The following is a 25,112-nucleotide window of genomic DNA, read 5'->3' as shown; positions in this document are numbered from 1 at the left end:
TCCAACAGAAATAGTAGCATACTCCCCCATTTCCGTACAGTTCGTTCACTCTTTTTATGTAATATGATAAAAATGGAAAGAAGTCCGCCCAGGGCATCTGATTAACAGATACGACGGACGGACTTCTATGTAAAAATGAAGATTATTTTACCGCATCTTTAAGCGCTTTACCTGCTTTGAAAGCCGGAACTTTGCTTGCTGCGATATCGATTTCTTCCCCGGATTGCGGGTTACGTCCTTTACGAGCTGCACGCTCACGAACTTCGAAGTTTCCGAAACCGATCAATTGTACTTTGTCACCCTTTGCAAGAGTAGACTGGATCGTATCGAATACAGCTTCGACAGCTTTTGTAGCATCTTTCTTAGTTAGTTCTGCTGCTTCAGCTACAGAGGTAATCAATTCTGTTTTATTCACACCATTCACCTCCTCTCAAAGGGAACTAGCTAGCCTTCAATACTGTAAAAAGAGTATCACAAGAAAAACCCCGACGCAACAATATTATCGCGGAATTGCCAATTTCATGCACTTTAGACGCGAAAAACAGAAAAAGATCCGTTTTTAACGGATCTTTTTCCTTTATACGATAAATGTGATCATGCCTTTATTTCCATCATTGACCATCTGCTCAATCGTTTCCCGGAGACGTTTACGTGCATTCATCGGGACAGAAGCAGTTTTGAAACGGATGCTTTCTTTCATCACTTCATGGAGCGGCGTACCGAAAAGTTGTGTTTCCCATAACGCCTCTCTATCATGCAAATAAGCATTCTTCAATTCTTTTAATAAATGATGGCTATGGAATTCAGACCCGATTAATGGAGAAAATTCGGCTTCCATATCCACTCGGATGATATGAAGGGAAGGCGCTGTCGCTTTCATGCGGACGCCAAAAAAGTTGTTCTGTTTAATAAGTTCGGGCGGTGAAGGATTAAAATCCTCGATTGTGGGTAAAGCAACACCGTACCCTTGTTTCTTGGCCGTATCAATTGCTTCGGAATACATTTCATAAGACTTTTTCGCTTTGGCGGCCTCTTTGACAAACAATAACCAGTCTTTTTTCGAACTGATTTCAAGTCCCATAATTTCTTCACAGATTTCTCGGAATGCCTGTTCGTCCATATCAATTTTCACGATTGCTTTCCCTTTTCCTGCATCCACTTCGATGACATCTGCATGCTTGACGTATTTTTCTTCTTTTATTCTTTCAGCAAGCTCTTGCACTTTACGGATTTTTGAAGCTTCCAAAAATCCTTCATTGATGACCCGATCGATGTTCGCATTCAACTCATGTTCGCTTCCCAGTACATCCATCCAGTCCGGCTTTTGTACTTCGATATCGGAAATAGGGAATTCGTAAAGGGCTTCTTTTAAAATGAGCTGGATTTCCTGCGCGTTCAATTGGTCAGCACTAATTGCAATAACAGGCACACCATATTTTTGATGTAATTCCTGTTTCAGCGCGACGGTTTTTTCATTGGCAGGCATTTTGGAATTCAGAACAATAACAAACGGCTTGCCGATATCCTTCAATTTATTGACGATTTCCACTTCCGCAACCTCAGCCGCGGCCCGCGGGATGTTATTTACAGTACCATCCGTCGTAACAAGGATACCAATCGTGGAATGATCCCGAATCACTTTATCCGTACCAATGCGGGCCGCTTCCTCGAACGGTATCGGTTCGTTATGCCATGGCGTGTGGACATATTTTGGACCATTCTCGTCTTCATAGCCTTTCACGCCATCTATCACATAACCGACGCAATCCGCTAGCCTAATCTGAAATTTCAACTCTCCATCCCCTACAGAAACGGAGGTTCCCTGGGCTGGTACAAACTTTGGTTCCGATGTCATGATGACTTGACCCGGTGAACTTTGCGGAAGTTCGTCCTGTGCCCGAATTCGGTCTGCCGGCTCCGTCATATTTGGAATTACGACTTCTTCCATGACTCTTTTAACGAACGTAGACTTCCCTACACGAACAGGACCAACAACACCGATGTAAATATCACCGTCCGTACGTCTAGCCAAGTTTTCATATAATTCTTCTTTCATCCATCGTCCTCCTTTATATACGCATATTACCTTATGAAAATAAAAAACGTTTCATGCACACGGCATGAAACGTTTTTTATTTTCATTTCTTCATAAAGACCGGTTCGTTCTTTTCATTGACTGTATAAGGCAAGGAATAAGCCGGTAAAACTGGATAGTTATCCGTTAGAAGATAACGGATATCTTCTCCTTGCTTAACATCCGGTTTCAGTTCTTTCAAGATTCGGTTCAGGTCAATCGAATAATCGATATAAAAAATTCCGTCCCCGCCGATGACCAGCGGCAAAACCGCTTCCGAATATGGACTTGGTACCGTCAAAGCCTCTTTGAAGCCCATCGCTTCAAAATCGACTGCATAGACGTTATCGCCGATCGGATCCTTGAATGGCACCCGACCGTTGATGTTCTTCCTTAAATTCAAATCACGGATTCGTTCCGCTGAGCGCAGATCGATAAGCTTGACAGTCGGATCAGTTTCCACGTCTATCAAGACATACTGATAGATACCTCCTGTTTCATAGGCATTGGAAGGTATTTTCTCCATATAGGCCGGTACGACTTTAGAGAATTCGATTGGATATTTAATATAGATGTCCGTTTCCTGGTCCCGCGTTTTGATGGGTAGCATTCCTCCCGAGTCAACTTGATAGGCATCGACCGCTTTTTGCATCGATTCCAATTGGTCGGCGTATGGAATTTCCTGCCCCGTTGTTTTTTCGGCTGGATACATACAGCCCGATAAAACAAAAACAATAGATGTCATAAGTAGTAGTCCGATTTTTTTGAATGACATTTTCATCATGCCCCTCCAGTCGGCCCATTGAATACGAGATAAATCATCGCTAAAAACGAGAAAATCAGTAAAGCATAGGCAATTATAGCAAATAGGAACTTCAATAATTTGTTTTGCAGCTTATGTCGGCTCGCGTAAATAAGACCCATGGAAATGACCATGAATCCCATTGCATAGAACGATAGCCACATTTTATCAATCGAGGACAAAGGAAGTCCTCCTTTCATCTAATGAAATGTTAACGGTTGCCGAAAAGATCTTCGACTTCCTGCTTCTTCATGCGGGTCATCAGCTGATCTACGGCCACTTTCGGCGGAATATCCTTAAACAGGATGGAGTACAAGGCTTCTGTGAGCGGCATGGAGACGTCGTGCCGGGCAGCAAGCTGATGTGCCGCTTTAGCTGTCCTGACCCCTTCTATGACCATACCCATGCCTGATACGACCTCATCAAGACTGTTCCCTTTCCCAAGCATGTTGCCCGCTTTCCAGTTACGGGAATGGACACTCGTACATGTGACGATTAAATCTCCAAGACCTGTCAGACCCGAAAATGTCAGGGGATTTGCCCCCATCTTCACGCCGAGCCTTGAAATCTCCGCCAAACCGCGCGTAATAAGGGCGGCTTTGGCGTTATCTCCATAACCGAGTCCATCGGAGATTCCGGCTGCCAATGCAATGACATTTTTAAGCGCGGCTCCGATTTCGACACCAACAATATCGGGATTCGTATAGACACGGAAATAATTGTTCATGAATAGGTCCTGCACCTTTTCTGCAGCCGCCAAGTCAAATGAAGCAGCCGTCACCGTCGTCGGGTGATGCAAAACAACTTCTTCGGCATGACTCGGTCCCGAAAGAACGACGATAGCCGATGCTTTGGAAGGTTCAAGCTCTTCCGCAATCATTTCGGAGATCCGTTTCAACGAATCCGGTTCAATGCCTTTAGAAACATGGACAATCAGCTTAGGATTGATTTCCCTTTCATTCAGTTCGGAACAGACTTCGCGAACCGCTTTTGTCGGAACTGCGATGATGACGGTATCGCCATGCATCACGGCTTTTTCCAAATCCGATGTCGCTTTTAAATTTTCTGGCAAAGAAATGCCCGGTAAATATGAATTATTTGTATGGTTTTCGTTGATTTCCGCGGATTGGTCGGGACGCCTCGCCCATAGTAAACAGTCATGTCCGTTTTCAGCAAGGACAAAAGCGATTGCTGTACCCCAGCTTCCGGCGCCGATAACAGTTACTTTTTCCATTTCATACATCCTTTCCCCTTCAACGCCGATCAGGTTCTGGCGCGTGTAATCAGCCGGATCGGGGTTCCTTCGAAACCAAATGATTCCCGAAGACGGTTTTGTAAAAATCGTTCATATGAGAAGTGCATGAGCTCGACATCGTTGACAAAAACGACGAAAGTCGGCGGCTTGACGGCAACTTGAGTAACGTAGTAAATACGCAGTCGACGCCCCTTTTTAGTAGGTGCCGGATTTCTCGCAACCGCGTCTTCGATCACTTCGTTCAACACGCTTGACTGGATGCGCAGTGAATGGTTTTCACTGATCAACTTAACTTTATCAAACAAAGTAGTAACGCGCTGTTTCGTTTTGGCTGAAACAAAAGCTATTGGTGCATAGTCGAGGAATAGGAAATTATCACGGATATCCGCAATGAATTTATTCATCGTCTTATCATCTTTTTCGACAGCATCCCATTTATTGACAACGAACATTACGCCTTTTCCTGCATCTTCCGCATAGCCGGCAATTCGCTTGTCCATTTCACGGATACCTTCTTCTCCATTGATGACAATGAGCACAACATCGGAACGATCAATCGCCTTCAGTGCTCGGAGAACGGCATATTTCTCAACATTCTCATATACTTTTCCTTTTTTTCGCATACCTGCTGTATCGATGATTTTATATTTCTGTCCTTCATATTCATACGCCGTATCTATGGCATCCACCGTTGTTCCAGGTATGTTGCTGACGATGACCCGTTCTTCGCCTAAAAATGCATTGACGAGTGATGATTTTCCGACATTCGGCCTGCCGATCAACGAAAACCGGATAACATCGTCTTCGATAGCTTCATCGCCCGGTTCCGGGAAATCGTTCGCCACTGCATCAAGCAGATCCCCGAGACCTAGTCCATGTGCTCCCGAAATCGGATAAGGTTCTCCGAATCCAAGGGCATAGAAATCATAAATCATATCCCTCATGTCCGGGTTATCAACCTTGTTAACTGCAAGAACAACCGGTTTTTTCGTTTTGTACAATATTTTGGCGACTTGCTCATCACCATCGGTAACACCTTCACGACCGTTCACGAGGAAAATGATGACATCCGCTTCTTCAATCGCAATTTCCGCTTGTAAACGAATCTGCTCAAGAAAAGGCTCGTCTCCAATATCAATTCCCCCTGTATCAATCAGGTTGAACTCATGCGCGAGCCAATCGGCTGAACTATAAATACGGTCACGTGTAACACCCGCAACGTCTTCTACGATTGAAATTCGTTCACCAACGATTCGGTTGAATATTGTCGATTTTCCGACGTTCGGCCTACCGACGATCGCTACTGTTGGTTTATTCATAATCTAACATCCTTCCAGCTTATCTTCTGCATATTATACACAAAAAAAGACGATGATGCCCGTAAAAGCACCATCATCCTTGTAAGTGTCCATTCATAATATTGACACATCTGTTGTTCAGGGTTAAAACGCCGGTTCATATATGTTATTCACAAAAGGACATTTTACGACTTTCATTCTTTATTCGAAAATTTCTTCAGTTGATCTCCGATGACATCGCTCATCGAGAATCCAGATGCTTCTTCTGGCATTACATAGTCTCCATAGGCGTTGCTGTCTTCTTTTTTAATAAGATCTTTGATGCTTAATGATAAACGTTTATCTTGAGTGTTGACTTCCAGAACCTTCACATCGATTTTTTGGCCTTCTTGCAACACTTCATTCGGAGTTCCGATGTGCTGGTGGGAAATACGCGAAATATGGACTAATCCTTCGACACCCGGGAACACTTCAACGAATGCTCCATAAGAAACGAGTCGTTTCACAGTTCCTTCGAGTGTTGAACCTACCTGGGCTTTTTCTTCAATTTCTTCCCACGGTCCAGGCAATGTGTCTTTGATGGATAGGGAAATCCGTTCCGAATCCCGGTCTATCGATAACACTTTCACTTTTACTTTGTCGCCTTCTTTTAGGACATCGGAAACTTTTTCGACGTGATCATGCGACAGTTGTGAGATATGGACAAGTCCGTCTACGCCGCCGATATCGACGAATGCACCAAATGCCGCAATACGTTGAACTGTCCCCGCTAGGACTTCTCCTTCATTGAGTCTATCCAGAACTTCACCTTTTTGCGATTCTTTTTCCTCTTGGATAACTGCACGGTGAGAAAGGATTAACCGATTTTTCTCTTTGTCCATTTCAACGATTTTAAATGTCATGACACGCCCTTTATAGTCTTCAAAGGATTCGACGAAGTGATCTTCGACGAGGGATGCCGGGATGAATCCGCGGACACCAAGATCGACAACAAGTCCGCCTTTTACGACGTCTTTCACTTCTGTTTCGATAGTCTCTTTCGTATTGAATTTCTCTTCAAGGGAATCCCATGCATCGTCCGCGTCGACTTTCCGTTTCGAAAGGACATAGTTGTCCTCTTCCACTTTCATGATGATCAATTCAAGTTCGTCGCCTTCCGCAACTGCATCCCCAGCCTTTTCAATGTGTAGGCTAGATAGTTCACTGATTGGAATGACTCCATCGAATGGTGCTCCTGCAATTTCGACTGTCACTGATTTCTCTTCAATTTTCGTCACTTTTCCAGTAACACGGTCACCCTCATTGTAGATGTTCGCTTTTTCCAAGTTCATGTCTTCAGTCATTATGTAGTCCTCCTTCATAAAGAATCCTACTTCTATATTATGCGAATCTATTCATAATAACAAAAAATTACCCTTATCTTCTTCATTTATTTTGTTCGAGAAGTTTTTTAATTTCATTCATGATGACTTCCGTCACTTCCTCAGCCGAGGTCCGATTTTCACGATAAGTTGTCAAATCAAGCGGTTTTCCATAGACGACTTTCAATCTTCTAAACGCTTTGTAAGGTCCTATGATTGCACATGGAACTACAACTGCATCGCCTTTGAGAGCAAAGAAACCGGCTCCAGCAAGCCCTTTACCGATTTCACCAGATTTACTTCTCGTCCCTTCTGGAAACATTCCGACAACCTTACCGGATTTAAGGATTTTCAATGTATTCCGAAAAGCTTCCCTGTCACTCATACCTCGTTTCACCGGATATGCATTTACGTTGGGAAGAACACTTTTTAACACCGGCATTTTGAACAGCTCTTCTTTCGCCATGAAGTGGACAGGACGCGGACAAGTAATGCCGACGACAGGAGGATCTACGTTTTCAATGTGGTTCGTGCAGAGAAGAACGCCCCCTTCTTTCGGGAAATTTTCTGTGCCGATCACTTTAATTCTATAGAGCGGATAAAGAATTGTACTGCATAGAAACTTGCCTAGCGGGTATAAGTTCATAAGCTTATCCTCTTTTCTGCAAGTTCACTGATTTTATCCGCTGCTTCCTCAATCGACATTGCAGTCGTATCGATGAGAACAGCGTCTTCCGCTTGTCGCAGCGGCGATATATCCCTTTCGCTATCCGCTCGGTCACGCTCGCTGATTTCAGCCTTTAATTGTTCAAGGGAAGTTGTGAAGCCGCGCTTTTCATTTTCAATATGACGGCGCATCGCTCTTTCTTCAACAGAAGCTGTCATGAAAATTTTCAATTCCGCGTCGGGCAATACAGCTGTCCCGATATCACGACCATCCATCACCACACCGGCCCGTTCAGCTAATTGTCGTTGCTTATCGACCATGAGCCGGCGGACACCGTTATGCGCGGCGATAGCTGAGACGCTGGCAGTGACGAGTTGTGAACGGATGTCTTCCGTCACGTCTTGCCCATCTACAAGTACCGCTTGACCTTGCGGTGAGGGCAATAGAACAATATCGGTCTGTGCCAGCAATCTTTCTAGTTCTTCTCCGTCACCGGTATTTATATCGTTGACGAGTGCCTTATGCGTAAGCGCGCGGTACATAGCACCTGTATCGATATACAGATAGCCCAATTTCTCGGCTGTAATTTTGGCGATTGTACTTTTGCCTGCAGCAGCAGGACCGTCAATTGCAATTTTTATCCTGTTAGCCATTTCATCTACCCCCGTAGTCAATTCGAAAACATTATATCATAAGAAAAGTGTAAGCGCGTTGGTAAGCTCGCCGAAGATTGGTCAATTCAAAAGGGAAAAGTCCCATTAACGTAGACTTCTCCCTCTTTTCCGGACTTATTTTTGGTCCCTCATCTGCAGTTGCCGTTCAAAACAGAACCGGATGATAGATTGACGCTCAAACGGGTTCATGTCTTCAAACTTTAGCGAGGCAATCATCCTGCCTTCTTTCTCCCATACCCGGACTACTTGTGCAACTGCTTTGATATATCTGATTTCCTGGTTGTTGAAGGGCAGAACAATGGTTAATGATAAAACCTCTTCAGCAGTTAGGGATGACTCCTTCGGCAGCAAGAGTGCGACACCGCCGGCACTGAGATCTGCTGCTACGTATTGACTGAAGCGGCCATTTCTCTCTACGGCAATATCGATTGCTGTATCCACTCTTACAAATTGACGCCGTTGAATTTTAATCAGCTGCTCGTCACCGGGATAGGTTAATTTAAGCATCGGAATCCCTTTATTGAGCCGACCGCCCACTTCAGTCCGAAATGTATAGGACATTTTCTTGCTATCCGTAAAATTTACAATCAGTTGCGTTCCATCAATGAAAAACGCAGTCCGTCCCGTTTCGATATGGGTTGGATAATCGATCATCACAAATCCTTCACTCATATCGACCACTTTACTTTTAAACTTTTCACTGTCCTTTGTAAAGTCTTTGTCGATAACAATAATCGTCCCGATCGAAAGTAGCACTTTTCACACCCGCCATCTTCATGTCATACGGTCCAGCTTCAGATGCTATAATAGAACCTTCAGCTCTTCTTAGACCTATTATGTCATGGCGTGATGGAAATTCCAATGGCTATTTTACTGCAATTTCTCGGTTTTAATCACTTCAGACGTTTCCGTATCGACCACTACCGCATACGTACCTATTTTTCCATTTTCATCTAATGTAACCGTAAAATAATGTGTCAAACGCTGTTCCAAATGTTCATTTTCTACATAAGCATATTCTTCTTTAACAATCGTGACGCCGGAGTGGAAAAATTTCTTCCAATCTTTTTGCGTAATCGGTTGCTGTTCGGTCTTTTCTTTTCGTATATACTCAGAGGCATCCAGTCCCACAATACCGCCGTTATCTTTCGCGATTTTTAAATGGATTGTATCCGAAAATACTTTTGCACCATATTTTGGTTCCACCCTTACATACACCATATGCCATGCTGTATTATTTTCCCTTGCCTCTTCGTAAACAAGGTCTTTATATCCCGCATCTTTTAAAAATGACTCCGCTTTCTTTTTAAGATCCTCAAACGGGAGACTTTCTTTTCCGAAAGGTCTTTCAGCAAGAAATGAAAGCACGTGACCGCCTTTTTCCGTAATGTCAATGTAACCGATCGACTCCTCTTCCGCGAAACGAATGTGATAAAACGGATACGGGGAGCCAGGCTTACTCTCCTCTACACCGATTGTTTCGTTTGACAAGTAAGGAAACAGCTTTTTAAATTTGACAACCGCTTCATCCCGTGTCACTTTTGGATCTTTCATTTCTTTCAAGTCTTTTTTCTTCATAGAGTCCGACTCGCTTGCCGTCAGGGGGAAATCACTCTCTGTATATTGCTTAACAGTGGTACCCATCCCGGCCCAATCATGGCTCGATTCATCAGCATCCAATCTTTTTTTCCAGCCGTCTATCGATAGTCCGCCGCCCACCATGTCTGCGGTTGCGACTCCCCACTCATCCGCCATTGAACGGAGGTTTTTGGAAGCCAGCTTCATCACACGGTGATACTCTGCATTGTCGGTTGCATGATTAGCATCCTTCGCAAAATTACCAAGTCGCCCAAGATAATTCATCCATGATGTCGAAAAGCTCGGATCCATCGGTAAGGAAGATACAGAGTTTTTAATATCGGATGACAGTCGCCAAATATCCTCTCGCGCTTTTGAAGAACCATCTGCTTCATTGAATAATAACGTCTTTTTCACCGCTGTATCCAATTCTTCCAGTTTCGCTGACGCATCCGTCATCTTACTGGCATATTGTCCACTTAAAGCAATTGAAAGCTGCTCATTTTCTACGGATTTCCCATACGAAAAGATTGAAAGTGCTGCTACTGAATATACGAGTACAAAAATCAGTTTTTTCATAAATCGGCAAACTATCGCTGGAATCCATAATCATTCCCGCTACTTTTTGCCCTGTCCTCCTCTCGTCGTCAAGTGTTTCTTCTGTCCAATGTGTCATCATCTGCAAAAGATGTGTAGCCCGATTTTTTTAATTTGCGGACGCGACCAGATCCACTCGCTTGTTGCGGTAATGGGATTAAAGTAATAAATGGCATTTTCGGAAGGGTCCCAGCCATTAATGGCGTCCAGCACCGCCTCTTTCGCACGCTCATTGGGCGTCAGCCAGATTTGTCCGTCGGCAACTGCAGTAAATGCAAGCGGCTGAAATATGACGCCTCCAACTGTATCAGGAAAATCGGGGTGTTCGATCCGATTCAAGATTACTGCGGCAACCGCTACTTGGCCTTCATACGGCTCACCTCTCGCTTCACCATAAACGGCATTGGCGATCAGTTTAAGATCTTGTTCGGAATACTTTGCAGGCAACTGGACATTCTCTTTTTTACCGGTCCCTTTTTCCACTTGGGATGCGAGCGGCTTGCTTCCATAGTAGGTAAATTTATTACCCTTGTTCATGTTGTTTTTCACGTATTTCTCATCGTATTGTGATACTTCAATCAGTTTTTGTCTTGTTTTCAACCCTGCAATTCCATCAACGGGTAGACCATACTTATCCTGGAAATTACGTAATGCCCAATACGTTCCATAGCCGAAAGTTCCATCTATCGTACCAGTATAGTAACCGATATATTGAAGTCTCGACTGTAGCTCTATGACATCATCGCCAAAGGCACCCCGCGCGATATCCTGGGAACTGAACGCCTCTATTTGACCAGGCGATGTGGAATATACACAGCCGAGGAGCAGGATGATCGTTATCATCCGAATGATTATTTTCTTCAATTTCATTCCTCCTTTTCAGGTAGTTTGTCCAAAATCATCAATATTATTAACAAATAAAAAATGATCCAGCAAAAGCTGGATCATTTTTTATTTGTTCGCGCCTTACGTCTGAATTGCTGCATGGCAAAAGTATGGGCATACTTCACTCGTGTCAAACCAAACCACCAAAGGAACAACATGAAAGGTATTATGAGATAGAGCCACAAATTGTGGACGGCCAGGATGCCATTATAGATGAAATGCAGAGTGTATGGAGCTAGCAACGCTAAAAACAAATATGTATTGATGTTTGACTCCACTGCAAATTTAGCACGGCCAAAATAATAACCCATGACCACTCCGAACAGCGCATGACTGGAAACCGGAAGCAGAGCACGGAGAAAAGCGGTATCAGCACCGAATGTCAGCAGATAAATGATATTCTCGACTGTTGCAAAACCTAAGGATACGCTAGCGCCATAAAGGATTCCATCATATGCATCTTCAAATTCAACATGACGATAAATGGCCAACAACAGGATGAACCATTTAAAAAACTCTTCAAGGCCGCTCGTGAAAACAACATTCCTGATGAAGTAGTTAGAGAAGATGTTTTCCTCTTCGAATACATGTTGAATGAACAAAATCGGGAAAGTCATAATAGCCCCATATATGAATGTATGGAATAATGTAAGTGAAGGTTCTTTTGCAATTTGTTTTCGTAAATAAAGATAACTGAAAAGCGCCAATCCCGGCGCAATCGCTGCAGTGAGCAATATGAACATAGGAAGGCCCCCAATCCGCTATATTATACCATGTATTCCCTTAAAACAGGAGGTGTCCATTTGAAGAAAAACATTCTGCTTATTCATACGGGTGGCACGATTTCAATGGAATTTGATACAAAAACGGGCGGTGTCATTTTGAGTGCGACGAATCCCCTTGCTTTGGAGATAGATAACATTCAGAAATTCGCCAATATTACTGAAGTGGAGGCGTTCAATTTACCTTCTCCACATATAACACCGGAAAGGATGTTAGAGCTTAAAGCATTAATTACCGAAAAAATGGATTATAGTCCGTTTGATGGTGTAGTTATTACACACGGCACTGATACTCTTGAAGAGACTGCCTATTTCCTGGAACTCACCACGGACTACACAATTCCCATTGTGTTAACCGGCGCAATGCGCTCATCCAATGAAATCGGATCGGATGGCGTTTATAACCTGATGTCTGCCGTCAGGGTTGCCGCTGCAGATGATGCAAACGGCAAGGGCGTCCTAGTCGTCCTGAATGATGAGATCCATACTGCGACCAACGTGACGAAGACGCATAGCAGCAGTGTGTCCACATTCCAAAGTCCCCAATTTGGACCTATCGGCATCGTGACGAAGGCAGCTATTCATTTCCATCATGCCCCCTTATCAAGAACGTATCTGCCTATCGAGAAAATCAGCAAAAAAGTTGCAATGTTTAAAGTCTATGCAGGGATGGAGGCCGACTTGCTCACTACAATTTCTGCGCTCGGCTATGACGGCGTTGTACTTGAAGGGCTAGGCCAAGGAAATGTCCCGCCTAATCTGGCCACTGGAATCAGAGGTCTGCTTACCGAAGGTCTTCCCGTCATTCTCGTTTCCCGTTGCTTTAACGGCATCGCACAGGACATTTATGCGTATGAAGGCGGAGGTAAGATGCTGAAAGATATGGGCGTGCGGTTTGAAAACGGACTGAGTGGACAGAAAGCGCGGCTGAAACTATTGCTGGAACTTTGTTCAGAATAGGATACTAGTCGACCCTTATACCTATAACATAAAAGGCTCCTCTTCAATCCGGTTGGACCGGGACAAAGAGGAACCTTTTTTCTGTACCTGCACTTTATTTTGTTTTTTTGATTGCTTCAGCAATTATCCCGCCATGAAACTTTCCATTTTCGATAAAAATCTCATTGGCATTATTTCCAGCGGCAATAACACCTGCAATATAAAGCCCTTTAACATTTGATTCCATTGTTTCTTCGTCAAAACTAGGACGTCCACTTTCCTCTTCAATCGAAATACCGAGTTTTCTAAGGAAAGTATGGTCAGGATGGTAACCGACCATCGCAAAAACGTAATCATTTTCAGCCTCGTACAAGACGCCATCTTTTTCTATTAAGACAGTATCTACGGTAATTTTGACGACATTCGCATTAAAATGCATGTCGATTTCACCGCTTCGTACGAGACTATCAAATGCGGGCAATATCCATGGTTTGACGCTTGGTGAATAGTCGGAACCGCGATAGACTACGGTAACCGACGCTCCGGCACGTTCCAATTCCAAAGCGGCGTCGATTGAAGAGTTCTTCCCTCCGATGACGATGACTTTTTTTCTGAAGAAAGGATGTGCTTCCTTGAAGTAATGGAAGACGTTGGGAAGATTCTCGCCTTCAATACCGAGTTGATTCGGATTATCGTAATAACCCGTCGCGACCACTACATTCGTCGCAAGATATTCTCCTTTATTCGTCAAAACCCGGAATCCCGAATTTTCCTTCTGAACATCTTCCACTTTTTCAAAACTATTGATAGGGATTTCTTTCAGTTCTGCAACTTTTCGATAATAAACAAGCGCATCATTACGCTTTGGTTTATCTTTGGCGGTGATGAATGGAATATCACCAATTGATAACTTCATGCTTGAACTGAAAAAGGTTTGGTGCGTAGGATAATGATAAATCGAATTGACTAGATTGCCTTTTTCAATGACAAGAACTTCGAGTCCTATCTTTCGCAATTCTATCGCCGCAGAAAGGCCGCATGGACCTCCCCCTACCACAATTACATCTTTTTGTATCATTATATTAAAACACTCCCTTAGTACACTTACACATATCTGATGGCAATTACGTGACATTCCGGTGGAGCGCCCAGCCGCAATGGCAATGTAGTCGTTCCATACCCGTTGCTGATAAGTTTCGCCCTGCCATTTTCTTTACGGAACGTACCTTTTTCCTGCAAACCGAATTTACCAAACCGGATTTGCCCGCCGTGTGTATGGCCCGCAAGCATTATTCGCGGCTGATACATTTGCTCCACCTTCCGGAACAGCGAAGGTGTATGTGTAACAAAAATAACGTTCTCATACTTATCAATATAACGGAGAGCCGCATCAATATCGACATTCCCGCTTGATGGGTCATCCGTTCCAGCTATCCCCCAACTTGGATGTCCGGGGATAGTAACATTTTCATTATCCAGGACTTTTCCGCCGTTACGGGTAATAATATCTCTAATTTCTTGTTCTCCAGCCTCACGGTCATTATTGCCCCAAATATAAAATACCGGACCCAGTTGTGCAAGCTTACGGATATTTTCCGCTATACGTGTTAGCGGTACACCGCTTTCAGCCAAATCGCCGCCGATGATGACAATATCGATGGCCCGCACGGTTTGAACTTTTGCAAGTAGCTTATCGTCGATTTTACGCCGATGAATATCTGATATAAAAAAAACCGATAAGCTTTTGCCTTGAAGTTCTTCACCGACAATATCCAGGCTATGATGAATCACATTCCTTCTTCTGGCACTAACGAACATGAATCCAATGAATCCAATCATAAGTGAAACTAATGTACCTATTGTTTTATTTACCGTAATCATGCGCCACCTTTCATTAGAAAAAGGCAAAGCAAGCATACTTTGCCCAGTTCACCATTCTGTTGTTTTATTAAGGAATAACCAACGTCTGTCCGACCCTGATTTCATTCGAAGATAAACCGTTCGCACTTTTGATTTTTTCGACACCTGAACCATTGCCATAATATTTCAGGGAAATACGGTACAGGTTTTCATTACTGGCCACTGTATGTGATTTCGATGCCGGTTTGGGATCTGGTTTCTTTTCCGGCTCCACTTTCTTTTCCGGTTTGGTTTCCGGTTTCACTACAGGTTTCACTTCAGGTTTTTCAACAGGCGCCGGATTGACATTCACTACCGGTTTCTGCACTTCCTTCGACTCCACCTCTGATTTCTCCGCACTATTTTCTTCTTCTTTACTATCCGTACTATTGTCATCCGCCTTGTCATTCAATGCGATTTCCTTGTCAGTCGCTTCTGTCTTTTTATCGGCTGTTTTATCGCTTGTTTCGAAGCGTATACCCGATTCCCCACCTTTTGCTGACGTACGATCGCTCGGGTTATAAAAATCGGAAATGAAATATACTAAAATGAGTACTGGAATGAGCGTAAACAGACCGAGGATAACATTAATCATCATATGACCGGATTTCTTCTTTGGCTTCCGACCTTTCCTGTGCAATTCAGCGCGCGATGGAAGGTTGTCAACACCGTGATCTTCGTCTAAGCTGATTTCCTTCCTGTGCTCTTCGAATTCAGTCTTGTAATCATCTTTTTTCATCGCCACATTCTCCTATCGCATCGTGCTATTCTTTCATTATGACGAATTTTGTCGTGAAAATCAAATACACCTTGCTGTAATTACGCTTAGATTTTGAATTAAGCGCGCACAATTGATACCCCTCAAAATTTGTGGCGTCCGTAGAAGGTTTTGATCCGAGGAGGTATTGCAATTCATTCCTCAATGTTGCTTCAGGATGCGGTGAACTTAGCCTGAGTTCCACGGGTCAGTAGGCGTACTTTTGCTGAATGAAGTCAAATTGATAACAGAACTGTTATCCAAGAAGTCCATTAAGCCTTTCCTCCCAATCCATCATTCGTTTATCAAAAGTGATCGGTTGCTGTCCGATATGCCAATGAACCTCTGCAGTTCCGCAGGCAGAACAGCAATATTTCGGCTTCTCTACAGATTCCTCGCCAAAAAAACCTAAAATTTCTTCACGGATGCATGTTTCCGACCGGATCAGCCGAAGTATCTTCTGCAATTGCATCTCTTTTTCACGTAGTAATTCTTTCATTCGGCTAATGACATCTTCCATAGACATACGTTCAGTGTAATAGTCTATGATACGTCTTCCCGTTTCGCTAATTCGTGCCAGATCAGCGGCTTCATCGGGTGGTATGTTAGCGGCCAGCAGACTTTCATAATTCCGAATTTCATCTTCCTGGGGAATATCATCTTGAACAATAAAACGGGTTCTTCCTTCGTCGTCATCCGAATACAGCATTGTAGCCTGCGATTGTTCACCATCGCGGCCCGCCCGGCCCACTTCCTGTATGTAGCTTGAAATGGCGTGTGGTATATGTTCATGGATCACCTGACGGATATTATTCTTATGTATACCCATTCCGAATGCATTTGTAGCACATATCCAACCTATTTCACCTGTGATGAATTGTTCTTGAATGAAAGCACGATCTTCCTGTTCCTTTCCGGCGTGATAGGATGCAACCGAAATCCCTTCCTCCTGGAGTAGGGAGGATAATTCATCTGCCCTTTTTCGCGACGCGACGTAAATGATCCCAGGTCCCGGAGTAGATGAAATCCGGTTCGTGATCCATTCCGTTTTCATCATCCCATTATCTACTTTGATAATCGAATAAGAAATAGCAGGACGGTCCAGCGATTGCTGATGGACGGCAGGCGCTTGAAGCCTTAAATATCGGCAAATGTCATTTTTCACTTTGTCGTCTGCTGTTGCAGTAAGTGCCAAAATACCCGGGCGCGCCAGTCCCTCGAACAGCTCACCGATGCGTAAATAATCCGGTCGGAAATCGAATCCCCATTGGGAGATACAATGCGCTTCATCGACTACAAATAACGATAGGTTGATACTTCGAAGTCGTAAAGCCACATTTTGTTGCAACAGCATTTCAGGTGAAATGAAAATGAATTTATATCGGTCCAACTCGCCCAAAATCCGGTTTTTATCCGAATAAGAGAGGAACGAGTTCAAAGCAACAACCCGTTTTTCTCCATTCTTTTTCATAATGGCCACCTGGTCTTCCATCAACGCGACGAGCGGCGATATAATCAAGACCGTTCCTTCAAGAACATACGCAGGCAATTGATAGCAAAGCGACTTTCCACTACCGGTAGGTAAAATCGCAAGTGTATCTTTGCCTGCAATCACATCACGGATGACAGCCTCCTGTCCCGTCCTAAATTGATCGAAGCCGAATTTCCCTTTTAATATCCCGTGAATTTCCATCAGTTTACCACTCCCGTCCGCGCACCTAAAATAAGACGCAGCTGAAAATAGGATAACGCTTCGAATTCGGATTTCAGCAATCGAAGCCTCCTAGTTCCCATTTCCTTCACTTTTTCGATGACCGCTTCAATGTCCCCATCAGACACAAAATCAGTTAGGGGGAAATCGGAATCATTTATGGACATTTCGACGAAGTGATCTTCTATCGTACTCGTTTTCAAGTTACGCGCTGCTACAATATCTTCAAGGGACAAGCCTTGATTGAAAAGTTGTTTCGTTTTTACCGAGGAATCAGTCAAATAAGTCGATACCTTGACACTTTCAGCTATTTTTCGCAATAAGGGCAAATCGGAGGACTTGGTGATGACAGCGAGCAGCATATGAAGGGCTTCTATAAACAATAGACGGACATCGAATGGATTTAGTTTCAGATTATCCCCCAATTGATCCCACGTCCATCCGGTCAGACCGAATCCGCTTAATCGATGGGTGATAATTATTTTTTGTTTATCATTGATTCCACTTCGGGTGATGCAAAGCCGAAGTTCCTTGCCGATCTCCCCTGCAAATGCAGGATCGCCAATCGGTCGATTATGTAATAGCGATTTAACGAAATACTGGATATCGCGGTCTTTTTGTACAGGCATGAACGACTTTTCCCCTGCCTTGAAATGAGATACCGTCTGAACCATCAGCGATAACCTTCCAAAGAATATCGTTTCCCCTCCTCTGTAATCCCAGCCGTTAAATCGGAAAGAAGGAATTTCAGTAACTATGTCGCGTCCTTTTTCGGTCAGTCTGACAAATGAATCATCCATAGTGGAAATGAATCCGGCATCGACCAATTGTTTAACCGCCTCATCAAAACGTTCAATCGATAGTTTCGGCAATATGCCAAAGAACTCTTTTAGTCCGTAATACTCGACATCTTGCAAAGTTTGGCCCGATCGTTTGCCACGCAATAAGTGAAATCCGGCATAAATCTTGCGTTCCCCATCTATTCTGCTTATGATGGTTACTAGTATTGAAGATAGATTCATTTTGAATTCCTCCCAATAACAAATGTTTTTTGTTGAAAACTCTTGTTAACATCATTAGAATAGAATGTGAAGTAAATTGTTTGTACGGAGAGAAGAGGAGAGAAGGTCTATGCCTAAATATACAATCGTCGATCAGGATACATGCATCGCTTGTGGGGCGTGCGGAGCTGCTGCTCCAGATATATACGATTATGACGACGAGGGGATCGCTTACGTTATCCTAGATGATAACATGGGTACTGCAGAAGTTCCAGAAGAACTGATGGAAGATTTGGAAGACGCTTTCGATGGCTGCCCAACTGATTCAATCAAAACCGCCGACGCACCATTTGATGGTGATGCGTTAAAATACGAAGACTGATTATAAAATCCCGATCGTATGAACCCTATACAAGAAAGACCGTCCTTTTTACGAGGACGGTCTTTCTTGTATTATCCTTCGATAGTTAGACTGATATAAGGATTCCCCTACATAACACGCTACGGCGCTTTGTGGATGTCTCCCGCGATAAACGAGGGCACAGAAAAATTCCGATTTCCTTAAATCCCGTTGATTTCCGTTCCGAGCGGACGCTTTCCGCGGGCACGGCTTCCGCCTCCTCGTCACTGCGTTCCTGCGGGGTCTTCAGCTCGCGCTGTTCCCGCTGGAGTCGCCGCTCTTCACTACAATCAACTACTTCTTACTTTAAAAAGAACTTTTTCAGCGGCTTGCTATAAGCCAAGCGGAAGTTCGCCGCCAGTCTTACCGCTTCGGCTACCTGGTGTCCAGTTCTGACACAATTCACATCCTTCGAATTGTGACAGCAACTCGACACTGAAAGGCGCCTGTGCTGATTTTTTCCAAGGACACCGGGATTGTTGTGGATACAGAAAAAATTCGAAATTGTTGGCTGGCATATGTATTGCACATTATATACGCTTCTTGAGATATTAAAATACACTAAAAAAGTTCACCCCTATAGAATGAACTTAGCATTATCCATAATACTTGCTTCGCTATATATGAGAACGCTTCCCAGTAATAACCAGCGAAGGCGCCTCACAGGGGTAGCCGAAGCCATAAGACTGACGACGAAGTTGTCCGGCTTATGGCGGGAGGCATCCCCGAGCGTCGAAGCGTGTATTATGAGATATCCATATTTACTCTATTAAATCACTCAATTTTCATGACAAATAAAAATACGCACGCCTCTATATCTCGGCATGCGCATATAATATATAGTTCTAAATTAAGACATCAATTGAAGTCGTTGCTTATTGATCCATTTCTGCATACTGTTAAATAGAAGCAATGATACAACCATCAACATAACACCTTTAATAAGGTTAAACGGCAATATCCCAAGTACGACCACAGTATATAACGCATCTCCCGTATACGGTGGGAAGTTAAGGAAGTACGTGTACATCGGTAAAAACACGAGATAATTCAATGTAGTCATACCGACTGCCATCGAAACCGTCCCCGCGATGAGACCCGTTGTCAGACCTTTTGCGGTACGGAATTTATTGAAGATAAAGTAGATTGGCAAGATGAAGAGCACGCCAGTCGTAAAGTTCGCGATTTCACCAACGGGAACGCCCGTAGGACTACCCGAAAAGAACCAGTGAAGAATATTCTTAATCAATTCGACGCCAATGCCGGCTACCGGCCCCATCGTCATAATTGCCAGTACGGCGGGAATTTCGCTGAAATCAATTTTCAGGAAGCCCGGTAATGCAGGTAACGGGAAGTTGAACTGCATTAAAACAGTTGCGATACTCCCCAGTATTGCGACGAGAATCATCTTTCTTAGCTTTTTGTTAGCCACTTGTTCCTCTCTCCTTTTGCGATTCACTTCAAAAGAGGAAAGGCCGTTCCGTCGATATACGTCTACAAAAAATCCCCAAAGCAGAATTGCTCCAGGTAGTTAAAAGGCACAATCGACTTCCCAAACAAAGCGCACTGCTCTGTCTCGAAATCCTCATAAGCAAAAGAGAGTAATTCTTCTATATTGCCCATGATCAAATAAGCACCCTTTTTGTGGACAACACAAAAAGACGGCCGCACCTTCACCTTCTCCCATCCAGACTATACTGTCGGCTCCGGAATCACACCGGTATCAGCTGTTAAGCTCGCGGGCTTGGAAAGAAACCTTCCATTACCGCCGGTCGGGAATTACACCCTGCCCCGAAGATGAATCAATAGTATGTTACAAGTCTATTCTATACAAAAAAAAGCACTTTGTAAACTATATAAGTTGAAGTATAGATTTCCTTCGAATCCGCTATGGCGCTATCCACCCATTTTATACAGCGTATTCAATACTTCAACTTATTTAGATTGTTTACAAAGCGCAACGGATCACTTCAACATGAATGGCAGCGGATTGGAGCCAATCGGAACCGGTAAAGGCCGACTGAAGTTAAAAATGTTCCATTCTTCTTGTATGACATTGTCGAACTGCAGCTGTTCGTCAAAGCTTGCAGCCGTAAGAAGCATCCCTTCAATCATTTGCAAGGCTTTTGATTGATCTAGTGCTTCCAGATCCAGTGGCTGTGCAAATTTCACAATTGTCACACCAGCTTCTGAAATCACTTCAAATTCTATGTCTTGCGGGATAACAGGCTGAAAAACATCATTCGGTTTCACTTTCATCTGCTGCAGCGCTTCTACAAGCCCTGCCTGTTCCTGCGAAAAGTTCGATGACAGAAATTGTTGTCCATCTTGTTGTTCGACTAAATAGTAATTGACGTGATTGCGGCCATTTGGCAATTTCAGCGGAACGCTCGGTTCCCCCGCTTGAAAGAAAGTGACCGGTGTTCCATCCTCGTTCTCAAATCGGACTTCCTGAAAACCGTAAAACGTATCTTGTAAAGAGTGCTGATATACTTCCATCGATGCAGATGCCAAATCATAACCATGGCCTTTCGGAAGTTTATGGATAATCACATGATCATCCGCATTCACTTCCCCTTTATAGGGATGATACTCCTGAAATCCAAGTGCTTCTTCATCAATCCGTGCCGCATACTTTTTGTACAAGTCATAACTTGTCGGCTTTACCGTATCAAAGTCTTCTTCGATTTGGCCGCTCGGAATAACAAATGTGACAGGGATGCTTGAAGCTTGATCGCCGGCAAGCCCTAAATGGAATAACGTACTATCGGCAATATCCTCGGGATAGACAGCAAAATGATGCGTAAATCCAGCTCCAGTCGTCCTCATAAGAGATGACTTTTCCTGCTTTTCATCTGCAACAGATAATTTCGATGATCCATCCTCCATTGTTGCCTTATCGTCACTATTGCTCTCTAGGTTTATATTCTCGGGCGCTTGGTCCCTCATTGCACTCTCATTTCCCCGGAGCATGGATGGTATCAGTAGCCCAATGACAAGCAGCGCGGCCACCGCCGCCAGTGCAGGTCCCCACCACTTCAAATTTTTCCGGCGGGGGGCATTCAGTCTTTCATCTTGTTTCAGCCGTTCCAGTATTTCCGACTTCGGACGATTATCTTGTATATCGGGCACTTCACCGAGGAGATCGTTAATCTTGTTGTCGTTCCAATTTTTGTGGGTCATTCAATTTCCCCCCTTCTGTCGGAAGAGCTTTCAATTTCTTTTGTAACGCTTTGATTGCCCTATGTTGAGTCGTTTTCACTTTACCTTCTGTCCAGCCAAGAATTTCAGCTGTTTCAGTTATGGAAAGATCTTGAAAATAACGCATGACAATGACCATTTTCTGATCACCTGTACATGTGTTAAGCGCTTGTAACAGGTCTTGCATCTCTTCACTGAGTGTGACGATTTCATCCGGAAGGATTCCTGTTGAAACGAGTTCACTTTTTTCCCAGTCGAATTTATCGAAAAGATGCTTTTTACGGACTGTATTCTTTCTGAAATGGTCTATCGCTACATTTTTAGCAATTGAAAAGAGCCATGTCTTCTCAGAACTTTTCCCCTCAAAACCGGCGTAAGCGCGCAGCACCCTCACATATACTTCGTGCATGAGGTCCTCAGCGTGGTCACGATCTCTCGTCAAGTAGATAAGAAACTTGAACACGTCTTGGTGGTACTGGTCATAAAGCCGGTGAAAAACGGAGTCGTCCATGAAATCCCCCCGTTCCATCAATTAGTCGTTCTTCAAACTATTTAGTTACATATTTTTTAATGGCAAGGTGCAACTGAAAATTGTCCCTTCACTATCGCCCCTTTTTGCGGAGATTCTGCCGCCATGCGAGTCAATGATACTTTTGGCAATGGCAAGGCCGAGACCCGTACCGCCTTTTCCCCTCGTTCTCGCTTTATCCGCTTTGTAGAAACGTTCAAAGATATACGGTAAATCTTCTTCCGGAATTCCGACGCCTGTATCCGCAACCTTTATTTCGATCATATCCACATATTTTGCGATGCTAAGACTGACATTTCCTCCATCGGGCGTATGACGGATGGCGTTGTCGATTAAATTCGTAAAGACTTGTTCCATACGATCTTCATCCACATTCGCAATCAGCTCTTTGTCCTCCGGAAAGTCGAATGACAAGTCAACATTCGCTTCTCGCGCAACTTGCATGAATTTATTGACGATGCGTCCTAGATACGGAATCATCGACAGATCCTCTCTGTAAAGACGCATATGACCCGATTCCATTCTTGCGAGATCGAGTAGATCCGTAACGAGTCTTCCCATTCTTTTCGATTCTTCATGTATAATTTGAACCATTTCGTCGCGTTCTTCATCACTTGTCGTAACACCGTCGATAATCGCTTCACTGTATCCTTGAAGCATCGAAATAGGGGTTCTAAGTTCGTGCGAAACGTTGGCAATGAAATCGGAACGGAGCTTTTCGAGCTTATGCTGATCCGTCATGTCCCGTAAGACAGCGACCGCACCTCGGATACTATTTCCGCTATATAACGGGCTGATGGAAATTCCATAGAATTGACCGCCAAGCTCCAATTCGTCTTCCACTTCCTCAGCGAATGAAATGACATGTTCAAGCATATGAAAAATCGCCGGTGGTATATGATGGTTCCCCTGTTGTGCCCCATTATTGAAATACCAGTTTTGTAACAGCCGTTCAGCTTGCGGGTTGCTCAGCAGAATTGTGTAATCCCGGTTGAATGTAATAACAGCATCTGTCATCGATGTAAGAATGCTTGAAAGCTGCTCCTTGTCTTGATTGATCAGTTCAACATGGTATTTCAGCTGTCTTCCCATCTGGTTAAATGCAGTTGCCAGCTGACCGATTTCATCATTTTGAGAAACAGGAAGCCGTGTATCGAAATTCCCTTTCGATAAGTCAAATGCAGCTTGCTTTAAACTCCGTAGAGGTAATGTAATTCGCGTAGAGAGGAAAAAAGCGAAAAAGGTCGTTAAAATAAATGCGATAAACGCCGATAAAAATACAATATGTGTTGTTCTTTTCGTTGTTCTATGGACGGCATCCAGACTTTGATAAATGATGACCGTACCAGCCAATTCATTTTCGTTTTCGAACGGGTTAGACAGAACCAAGTATTGCTCCATGACATTGTCTACAGTATTTGAAGGCAAAATCATCTCTTTCACGACTTGTGTATCCAGTTGTTGATCGAACGGAAAAATCGTTTCATTCAAAATTTTATTTTCGATTCGTTCTTTGTTCAATCCTTTATGAAATGAATACATCACTTCCCGATCGGAGCCCACAATTATTGCATTCGTTTCCCTGTCAAGAATGTCGTGAATGATTAACTGCATCGATGACTCGCTATCATGATCTTCAACAATTTTACCGATTGTCGTCGCTTCTCTTCGTAATATATCCTCTGCTTGTTGCGTATGGAAGTTATCAAGGAATTCAAGTAGAAGGACCGTCACAATAAAAAGGACAAAGGAAACGAGAAGCAAAATGGTTGCCCATAGCTTCCCGACAATTGAATTCCATATTCTATTCATTCGGAATCTCGAACTTATAGCCGACTCCCCAAACAGTGACAATCATTTTTGCGGCACGTTCGGAAACACGGCTCAGTTTTTCACGGAGACGTTTGACATGTGTATCGACTGTTCGAAGATCGCCGAAAAACTCATAATGCCATACCTCTTTTAATAATTGCTCCCGATCGAATACTTTGTCCGGCGATTTTGCAAGGAAATAGAGCAATTCGTATTCTTTGGGAGTCAAGCCCACTTCTTTCCCATCCGCCGTGACACGATGCGCGTCATGATCAATTGTCAGCTGAGGGAAGACAACCAGGTCTTTCGAAGTCGTCGCCGCAACAGTTCCCGGGAAGGCGACGGATCTTCTAAGAATCGCTTTCACGCGCAGAACGACCTCGCGCGGACTGAAGGGCTTCACTATGTAATCGTCAGCACCCGACTCAAAACCGGTCACTCTATCGGACTCTTCTCCTTTTGCAGTCAACATAATGACGGGTGTCATGATTTTCTTTTCTCGCAGCTCCTGCAATACTTCCAGCCCATCTTTTTCAGGCATCATCAAATCAAGCAAAATACAGTCATAAGTAGTGGCAAGCGCTTTTTCGAGCGCATCCGCACCATCAACAGCTTCTTCTATTTCATAGCCTTCACGAGTAAGGTACATATTTAACAGACGACGAATCCTCTCTTCGTCATCCACAACTAATAGCGTCACTTTTTCTTCCACGAATGATTACCCCTTTCAACTAGCTTCTCCTTCCATTGTACAAGCCGGCATGCAAAAAAGAAACTTAAAAGCGGCAGCGGTGCGCTTTAAAGCAGATGCATATGACGGATCAGTGAAAGCGCGTTTATCAAGCATAAAAAAACTGTACAGTAGTTTGTTAACTACTGTACAGCTCTTC

The 25,112-nt window shown here is 43.8% G+C and carries 25 protein-coding genes and 1 riboswitch; of the genes, 2 read left to right on the top strand and 23 right to left on the bottom strand.

Going from position 1 to position 25,112, the window contains the following annotated elements; translation table 11 throughout:
- Positions 1–142 precede the first annotated feature (142 nt).
- The 13 genes from HDC33_RS06300 to prsW form a co-directional block, all read right to left on the bottom strand.
- Positions 143–415, bottom strand: coding sequence for an HU family DNA-binding protein (locus tag HDC33_RS06300; protein ID WP_179391634.1), 273 nt, complete (start codon positions 413–415; stop codon positions 143–145).
- A gap of 162 nt (positions 416–577) precedes the next feature.
- Positions 578–2,056, bottom strand: coding sequence for a stage IV sporulation protein A (spoIVA, locus tag HDC33_RS06295; protein WP_179391633.1), 1,479 nt, complete (start codon positions 2,054–2,056; stop codon positions 578–580).
- Between the two features lie 82 nt (positions 2,057–2,138).
- Positions 2,139–2,849: a hypothetical protein gene (locus HDC33_RS06290; protein ID WP_370457414.1), complete on the bottom strand. Its 711-nt coding sequence runs from the start codon at positions 2,847–2,849 to the stop codon at positions 2,139–2,141.
- Positions 2,850–2,854: 5 nt separating this feature from the next.
- Positions 2,855–3,058, bottom strand: a complete 204-nt coding sequence (locus tag HDC33_RS06285) for a DUF2768 domain-containing protein (protein WP_179391631.1) — start codon at positions 3,056–3,058, stop codon at positions 2,855–2,857.
- Positions 3,059–3,087: 29 nt separating this feature from the next.
- Complete coding sequence (locus HDC33_RS06280) at positions 3,088–4,110, bottom strand: NAD(P)H-dependent glycerol-3-phosphate dehydrogenase (RefSeq protein ID WP_179391630.1); 1,023 nt, start codon at positions 4,108–4,110, stop codon at positions 3,088–3,090.
- Between the two features lie 29 nt (positions 4,111–4,139).
- Positions 4,140–5,450: a ribosome biogenesis GTPase Der gene (gene der, locus HDC33_RS06275; RefSeq protein WP_179391629.1), complete on the bottom strand. Its 1,311-nt coding sequence runs from the start codon at positions 5,448–5,450 to the stop codon at positions 4,140–4,142.
- Between the two features lie 173 nt (positions 5,451–5,623).
- Positions 5,624–6,772, bottom strand: a complete 1,149-nt coding sequence (rpsA, locus tag HDC33_RS06270) for a 30S ribosomal protein S1 (protein WP_179391628.1) — start codon at positions 6,770–6,772, stop codon at positions 5,624–5,626.
- Positions 6,773–6,854: 82 nt separating this feature from the next.
- Entirely contained in the window at positions 6,855–7,436 is a 582-nt protein-coding gene (locus tag HDC33_RS06265; protein ID WP_179391627.1) for a lysophospholipid acyltransferase family protein, read from the bottom strand.
- On the bottom strand, positions 7,433–8,110 hold the full coding sequence (gene cmk, locus HDC33_RS06260; protein WP_179391626.1) for a (d)CMP kinase: 678 nt from the start codon (positions 8,108–8,110) through the stop codon (positions 7,433–7,435). Before cmk ends, HDC33_RS06265 begins: the two co-directional genes overlap by 4 nt.
- A 135-nt stretch (positions 8,111–8,245) precedes the next feature.
- The gene (locus tag HDC33_RS16790) at positions 8,246–8,887 is read right to left on the bottom strand and encodes a flagellar brake protein (protein WP_179391625.1); all 642 of its coding nucleotides are present in this window, start codon (positions 8,885–8,887) and stop codon (positions 8,246–8,248) included.
- Positions 8,888–9,001: 114 nt separating this feature from the next.
- On the bottom strand, positions 9,002–10,288 hold the full coding sequence (locus tag HDC33_RS06250; protein WP_179391624.1) for a PepSY1/2 domain-containing protein: 1,287 nt from the start codon (positions 10,286–10,288) through the stop codon (positions 9,002–9,004).
- A 96-nt stretch (positions 10,289–10,384) separates the two neighbouring features.
- Positions 10,385–11,176, bottom strand: coding sequence for a spore cortex-lytic enzyme (sleB, locus tag HDC33_RS06245; protein ID WP_179391623.1), 792 nt, complete (start codon positions 11,174–11,176; stop codon positions 10,385–10,387).
- 74 nt (positions 11,177–11,250) lie between these two features.
- Positions 11,251–11,934, bottom strand: a complete 684-nt coding sequence (gene prsW / locus HDC33_RS06240) for a glutamic-type intramembrane protease PrsW (RefSeq protein ID WP_179391622.1) — start codon at positions 11,932–11,934, stop codon at positions 11,251–11,253.
- A gap of 60 nt (positions 11,935–11,994) precedes the next feature.
- Here prsW and HDC33_RS06235 point away from each other — a divergent pair, with 60 nt between their 5' ends.
- Positions 11,995–12,933, top strand: a complete 939-nt coding sequence (locus HDC33_RS06235; RefSeq protein ID WP_255457309.1) for an asparaginase — start codon at positions 11,995–11,997, stop codon at positions 12,931–12,933.
- A gap of 94 nt (positions 12,934–13,027) precedes the next feature.
- Here HDC33_RS06235 and HDC33_RS06230 read toward each other — a convergent pair whose 3' ends face one another.
- From HDC33_RS06230 to HDC33_RS06210, 5 genes are all read right to left on the bottom strand, one after another.
- Positions 13,028–13,990: a YpdA family putative bacillithiol disulfide reductase gene (locus HDC33_RS06230; RefSeq protein ID WP_179391620.1), complete on the bottom strand. Its 963-nt coding sequence runs from the start codon at positions 13,988–13,990 to the stop codon at positions 13,028–13,030.
- A 26-nt stretch (positions 13,991–14,016) separates the two neighbouring features.
- The gene (locus tag HDC33_RS06225; RefSeq protein WP_179391619.1) at positions 14,017–14,793 is read right to left on the bottom strand and encodes a metallophosphoesterase; all 777 of its coding nucleotides are present in this window, start codon (positions 14,791–14,793) and stop codon (positions 14,017–14,019) included.
- Between the two features lie 67 nt (positions 14,794–14,860).
- Positions 14,861–15,550, bottom strand: coding sequence for a LysM peptidoglycan-binding domain-containing protein (locus HDC33_RS06220; RefSeq protein WP_179391618.1), 690 nt, complete (start codon positions 15,548–15,550; stop codon positions 14,861–14,863).
- 274 nt (positions 15,551–15,824) lie between these two features.
- Entirely contained in the window at positions 15,825–17,261 is a 1,437-nt protein-coding gene (locus HDC33_RS06215) for a RecQ family ATP-dependent DNA helicase (protein WP_179391617.1), read from the bottom strand.
- Positions 17,261–18,301, bottom strand: coding sequence for a YpbB family protein (locus HDC33_RS06210; RefSeq protein WP_179391616.1), 1,041 nt, complete (start codon positions 18,299–18,301; stop codon positions 17,261–17,263). The genes HDC33_RS06215 and HDC33_RS06210 overlap by 1 nt, the downstream gene beginning before the upstream one ends.
- Before the next feature lie 109 nt (positions 18,302–18,410).
- Between HDC33_RS06210 and HDC33_RS06205 the strand changes: the two genes are divergently transcribed.
- Positions 18,411–18,662 (top strand): ferredoxin, encoded by a 252-nt coding sequence (locus HDC33_RS06205; protein ID WP_067210431.1) that lies wholly within the window; start codon positions 18,411–18,413, stop codon positions 18,660–18,662.
- 868 nt (positions 18,663–19,530) lie between these two features.
- Here HDC33_RS06205 and HDC33_RS06200 read toward each other — a convergent pair.
- From HDC33_RS06200 to HDC33_RS06180, 5 genes are all read right to left on the bottom strand, one after another.
- A complete protein-coding gene (locus HDC33_RS06200) occupies positions 19,531–20,112 on the bottom strand; it encodes an ECF transporter S component (RefSeq protein WP_370457413.1) in 582 nt (193 codons plus the stop codon).
- Positions 20,113–20,351: 239 nt separating this feature from the next.
- Positions 20,352–20,483: riboswitch (FMN riboswitch) on the bottom strand.
- Between the two features lie 162 nt (positions 20,484–20,645).
- Entirely contained in the window at positions 20,646–21,863 is a 1,218-nt protein-coding gene (locus HDC33_RS06195) for a hypothetical protein (RefSeq protein WP_179391615.1), read from the bottom strand.
- Entirely contained in the window at positions 21,829–22,392 is a 564-nt protein-coding gene (gene sigX / locus HDC33_RS06190) for an RNA polymerase sigma factor SigX (protein WP_179391614.1), read from the bottom strand. The genes HDC33_RS06195 and sigX overlap by 35 nt, the downstream gene beginning before the upstream one ends.
- A 45-nt stretch (positions 22,393–22,437) precedes the next feature.
- Positions 22,438–24,222 (bottom strand): ATP-binding protein, encoded by a 1,785-nt coding sequence (locus HDC33_RS06185; RefSeq protein ID WP_179391613.1) that lies wholly within the window; start codon positions 24,220–24,222, stop codon positions 22,438–22,440.
- A complete protein-coding gene (locus tag HDC33_RS06180) occupies positions 24,215–24,934 on the bottom strand; it encodes a response regulator transcription factor (protein ID WP_179391612.1) in 720 nt (239 codons plus the stop codon). The genes HDC33_RS06185 and HDC33_RS06180 overlap by 8 nt, the downstream gene beginning before the upstream one ends.
- Positions 24,935–25,112: the final 178 nt, after the last annotated feature.

Source organism: Sporosarcina sp. JAI121 (genome assembly GCF_013408665.1).
In the GTDB taxonomy this organism is placed as follows: domain Bacteria; phylum Bacillota; class Bacilli; order Bacillales_A; family Planococcaceae; genus Sporosarcina.
This window is presented reverse-complemented; position numbering and strand designations above follow the sequence as displayed.

What these genes read in the sequence shown, in the direction of transcription:
- sigX (WP_179391614.1), bottom strand. Translation starts at nt 22,392, where the DNA reads ATGGACGACTCCGTTTTTCACCGGCTTTATGACCAGTACCACCAAGAC.
- HDC33_RS06215 (WP_179391617.1), bottom strand. Translation starts at nt 17,261, where the DNA reads ATGGAAATTCACGGGATATTAAAAGGGAAATTCGGCTTCGATCAATTT.
- rpsA (WP_179391628.1), bottom strand. Translation starts at nt 6,772, where the DNA reads ATGACTGAAGACATGAACTTGGAAAAAGCGAACATCTACAATGAGGGT.
- spoIVA (WP_179391633.1), bottom strand. Translation starts at nt 2,056, where the DNA reads ATGAAAGAAGAATTATATGAAAACTTGGCTAGACGTACGGACGGTGAT.
- HDC33_RS06250 (WP_179391624.1), bottom strand. Translation starts at nt 10,288, where the DNA reads ATGAAAAAACTGATTTTTGTACTCGTATATTCAGTAGCAGCACTTTCA.
- HDC33_RS06210 (WP_179391616.1), bottom strand. Translation starts at nt 18,301, where the DNA reads ATGAATCTATCTTCAATACTAGTAACCATCATAAGCAGAATAGATGGG.
- HDC33_RS06280 (WP_179391630.1), bottom strand. Translation starts at nt 4,110, where the DNA reads ATGGAAAAAGTAACTGTTATCGGCGCCGGAAGCTGGGGTACAGCAATC.
- HDC33_RS06225 (WP_179391619.1), bottom strand. Translation starts at nt 14,793, where the DNA reads ATGATTACGGTAAATAAAACAATAGGTACATTAGTTTCACTTATGATT.
- sleB (WP_179391623.1), bottom strand. Translation starts at nt 11,176, where the DNA reads ATGAAATTGAAGAAAATAATCATTCGGATGATAACGATCATCCTGCTC.
- cmk (WP_179391626.1), bottom strand. Translation starts at nt 8,110, where the DNA reads ATGGCTAACAGGATAAAAATTGCAATTGACGGTCCTGCTGCTGCAGGC.
- prsW (WP_179391622.1), bottom strand. Translation starts at nt 11,934, where the DNA reads ATGTTCATATTGCTCACTGCAGCGATTGCGCCGGGATTGGCGCTTTTC.
- HDC33_RS06205 (WP_067210431.1), top strand. Translation starts at nt 18,411, where the DNA reads ATGCCTAAATATACAATCGTCGATCAGGATACATGCATCGCTTGTGGG.
- HDC33_RS06230 (WP_179391620.1), bottom strand. Translation starts at nt 13,990, where the DNA reads ATGATACAAAAAGATGTAATTGTGGTAGGGGGAGGTCCATGCGGCCTT.
- HDC33_RS06220 (WP_179391618.1), bottom strand. Translation starts at nt 15,550, where the DNA reads ATGAAAAAAGATGATTACAAGACTGAATTCGAAGAGCACAGGAAGGAA.
- HDC33_RS06185 (WP_179391613.1), bottom strand. Translation starts at nt 24,222, where the DNA reads ATGAATAGAATATGGAATTCAATTGTCGGGAAGCTATGGGCAACCATT.
- der (WP_179391629.1), bottom strand. Translation starts at nt 5,450, where the DNA reads ATGAATAAACCAACAGTAGCGATCGTCGGTAGGCCGAACGTCGGAAAA.
- HDC33_RS06290 (WP_370457414.1), bottom strand. Translation starts at nt 2,849, where the DNA reads ATGTCATTCAAAAAAATCGGACTACTACTTATGACATCTATTGTTTTT.
- HDC33_RS06265 (WP_179391627.1), bottom strand. Translation starts at nt 7,436, where the DNA reads ATGAACTTATACCCGCTAGGCAAGTTTCTATGCAGTACAATTCTTTAT.
- HDC33_RS06195 (WP_179391615.1), bottom strand. Translation starts at nt 21,863, where the DNA reads ATGACCCACAAAAATTGGAACGACAACAAGATTAACGATCTCCTCGGT.